Here is a 4,102-nt window from a genome sequence, read left to right on the forward strand (position 1 = left end):
TCAGGATGAATACCTTTGCGTGTCTTACTGACATCAATGCCCGAGCAATGGAGACTTATAGGGTCATAAAAATATCACACTATCATAGTGGTATGGAGTATTACAATTCCTTTGAGGGAATCCCGATGATGCGTACGCCTGCTGATTTTGATGAGAATGCTTTTCCGCACTCAGAGCAGCAACCAGCTATTGTAAAAGACAACAATGACCCTTTAGGAATGGGACGTATACGCGTGCAATTCTTATGGCAGGCAAAACGCAATGAAATGACCCCTTGGATACGTGTAGTGCAACCCTATACAGGAGGGGGTAAAGGTTTCTATTTTGTCCCTGAAATAGGTGAAGAGGTATTAGTGGATTTTGAAGGAGGCAATGCCGAACGTCCGTTTGTGCTTGGAGCGCATTATAATGGTGAGGCAAAAAGTGGGTATCACAATGCTGATAACCGCGTAAAAGCAATTCATACCAAAAGTGGGCATAAACTCATCTTTACCGAAGACGAAAGCATTTTGCTATCCGACAAAAACGGCAATACCCTAAGATTCGATACCCAAGGCAAGAACATAGAGATTTCTGCCCCCGAAACAATAAGTATAAGGTGCAAAAACTTCGAGCTTAATGCTTCTCAAAACATTAAAACAGAGGCTGGTCAAGACCATATAGAGACTATCAGCAAAGATAAGAGAACTACAATAAGCCAAAATTTCTCTGTAGAAGTTACGGGTGATATGATTGAACATATCTCAGGAAGTATAGATTCCCACACCGACCAAGAACGAAAAATATCATCTAATGATATGGGTATTGAGTCTAAGCATAATATGCGAGCTAAAGCCTCTGGTAAAACACAGCGTTTTAGTGGAGAACAAACTATGGACAACTAACATATAAAAGAAAAAAGCGATGAGCAAAATAACTATATGTGAAGGAAATATCAAATGGACGAGCAAGGGAAACACCGTGCTCCACGCTTTCGATGGCGACATCTCTTTCTCTGCAGGAGAATGCAATATATGGAACGGTGAGCAAGGTAACGAAGCTGGTGAATACATCGCAGAAGCGGTTGGTCGTCAGAATGAAAAATTTATTGCTTGTATTGATTTCTATCGTTCTCGTGAACATTCTGAAGGTAAATATGGAAAATTAGACACTCAATACAACGGAGAGTTTGGTTTTGATAGATTTGACTCTAAAGTTTGTGCTGAAGGGCTTTTTTCAGAATATGAGAAAATAAGAACCGTCTTAACTTCAGAAAATACCTATGGAAAAGAAAAAGTATACCTATGCCCCTATTTGAGCATTTGGCCTCCTGAAATTGAAGTGGACGGAAAAACAATCAAGAAAAAAAATCAAGTAACCCTCTTTGTAAAAGCAAATAAAGCAACCGATATAAGCAAGAAAAACGAGAGAGCTACTAAAGCAACTATTGTGTTTAGTTTAGAAGGAGAAAATTTAAAAAATGAAATAGTAATTTCTCCTAATAAATTAGACTTGGAAATAGGAAAAGAAGCGAAGCCTATTTCTATAAAATGTAATGCTTCTTTCGAAAAGGATATAAAGCTAATTGCTAAATCTGTTGATGAAGGTCAAGTTTTAGGGCAATTAATAATAAAAGCGAACGCTGTTGTTTACCAAACTACTTTGCAACCCATAGAAATTATTTTTGGTAGTGCAAATAAGGATATAGCAAATGATTTGCCTACTACTATAGATAATAGATTCTTTGAAAAATTAGTTGAATATTTAAATACAAAATCTCTCAACCAAGCATACATACACCTCACCTTAGCCTCTACTATTAAGCAAGTTACCTTTTCAAAACAAGAGTTCGAAATTAAAGGTCTTTTTTATACAAAAGATGGAGATACATATTTAAAAATGGGACGAAATGATCACAAAGATGAATTAAATGATGATGAAAAAAAGGATCAAAGCAAAGCTTTAGAATATAATAATTTAGTAGAAAATAGATACGCGGCAAGACTTAATAACCTCCAAAACAAACAAAACCAAAAAGAAAGAGTGGATAAAAAGAGGCAAATCTTTATAAATGAATTTAAAAAATATTACAAATATAAAGAGAGGGATGATTCCAAAAAAGTGAATAAATATCGTTCCGAAAAGATGGTAAAAACGATATGGAAAAAAGAAAATATCACAGCTCTATTTGAAGAGTGGAAAAAAGAAGAAGAAGCTTATCTACAAATGGAATCAAATATATCTTTAGATAAAAAAGGGCAATTACACGCTTTTTTCACTAAGGATATTCTTACAGCAGGGAATCCTAAAAGAAAGACATTAGCTTATTCAGCCCCAGCTTCAGGAGTATCTCATATTTTTAAAGAAGCTTTCATAAATGCCGATGAAAAAGCTTATGCGACTATTGCTCACGAGTTAGGACATGCTCTTGGTTTGTGTCATACTTTTGATAGTAGAATGGGAGTGTATATAAAAGAACAAGAAAACGATCGCGAGACAGTAAATAAGAAAATAGAAGATAAAATAAAAGAACTTAAAGAAAAACAGAAGTCTCTAAAAAAAATAGAAACAAATAAAGTTGAAGAACAGTCATCAGATATAGAGGAAGAATATAAAACTCTATATGAATATACAACATACAATACTTTTTCTAAAAGTTTTCAAGAGAAAATAGATAATATTATACAATTAGAGGAGATTGAAATTGAATCTCAAACACAAAAAGGGCTCTCAGAGGGGAGTGAAAAAACTAATAATATTGCAACATTAGAAAAAGAGATACAAGCATTAGAAAAAGAAATTTATGATTTAAAAAATATAAAAACACAAAAAACTATAAAATATTCTAAAGTAAAAGAACAGTCTACAACATTAGAAAATTTTATGGATTACGAACAATACAAAGACAGTAATCCTAATACTGATTTCTTGCGTAAAACCTTTTATCAATGGCAATGGAGAGAAATGCAAAATATAGGATTTTCAAGAAAATATTTAATAAAAACTATTTTTATATTATTACTTTTTTGTGTTTCATCTTGTAAAACTACTCATCAAAGTTTTGTAAAATATTATGCTTATGAGAGCAAAGAAAAGTTTAGCAATGGTCTACCAGTACAATATTATACGTTGGAAAGTAGTCCTAATAAACAAATTATACGTTTTTCGAGCTCACAAGAGTATGATGAAGCTTCTGTCCTAAAAATATATGGAGGGAAAAAACATACTTTTATAATGGGATATCTTGAAGATATTTATGAAGAGGGAAAATATATGATTTCAGCTGAATATGTAAAAGAAACACTTTTTAATGATTTGTATATAATAACAAATAAAAAAGCTTATCTTAGATATAACAATGTAAATGAGATGCTTAGTGATGAAACAATAAAACATTTACAAAATAGAAAATTATTAAATCTTCGGTTTTGGTTCCCTCCTGAAATGAAAAGAGTAAAGAATATAGATTATTCTAAATTTCCTAAAGATATTGCAATCAAGTAGAAATTAAAGAACAATCTACAACATTAGAAAATTTTATGGATTACGAACAATACAAAAATAGTGATCCTAATACAGATTTCATGCGAAAAACCTTTTATCAATGGCAATGGAAAGAAATGCAAAATATAGGTAATATTGTTAGAAGTTACTTAATTAAAACTTTTCTTGTGTCAATATTCTTTTGTTTCTTTGTGTCTTGTAAGTCAACTTCTCAAAGTTTTGTAAAATATTATGCTTATGAGAGCAAAGAAAAATTTAGCAATGGTTTGCCAGTACTATACTATACATTGAAAAGTAGATTTGGCAGACAAATCGCTCTATATCTCAGGCAATGCACCAAGCATTCTCTTAGATAGCGGTAAGGAATGTCAATCTTATGAGAACAAAACACTACAAGAAATCGTTGCCGCAGCTACCGAGGAGTATGATGAGTCCGCAAAAGTGGATACCTCAGCAGGAGTAAATACCACAAGGACACTTCCTTATACGGTACAATACCAAGAGTCTGACTACGACTTTATTTGTCGTTTGGCTAAGTATTATGGGGAATATTTTTATTATGATGGCAGTAAACTTATCTTTGGTAATAAACTCCAAGAGACCATTGATTTGGGTGAGA

At 32.7% G+C, this 4,102-nt stretch carries 3 protein-coding genes; all 3 read left to right on the forward strand.

The features are described 5' to 3' along the window. Positions 1 to 884, forward strand: an 884-nt coding sequence (locus HMPREF9073_RS16070) for a phage baseplate assembly protein V (protein WP_009414317.1), incomplete at its 5' end; no start/stop codon positions are given. Positions 885 to 903: 19 nt separating this feature from the next. Beyond that, positions 904 to 3,483 carry a hypothetical protein gene (locus HMPREF9073_RS13345; protein ID WP_009414318.1) on the forward strand — a complete coding sequence of 860 codons (2,580 nt, stop codon included), beginning with the start codon at positions 904 to 906 and terminating at the stop codon, positions 3,481 to 3,483. Positions 3,484 to 3,783: 300 nt separating this feature from the next. Continuing rightward, positions 3,784 to 4,102: contractile injection system protein, VgrG/Pvc8 family (locus tag HMPREF9073_RS13350; protein ID WP_009414319.1), on the forward strand; the 319-nt coding region annotated here is incomplete at its 3' end.

This window comes from Capnocytophaga sp. oral taxon 326 str. F0382, assembly GCF_000318295.1.
Classification (GTDB): domain Bacteria; phylum Bacteroidota; class Bacteroidia; order Flavobacteriales; family Flavobacteriaceae; genus Capnocytophaga; species Capnocytophaga periodontitidis.

Excerpts from the sequence above, each read along its gene's own strand:
- HMPREF9073_RS13345 (WP_009414318.1), top strand. The coding sequence starts at position 904 with ATGAGCAAAATAACTATATGTGAAGGAAATATCAAATGGACGAGCAAG.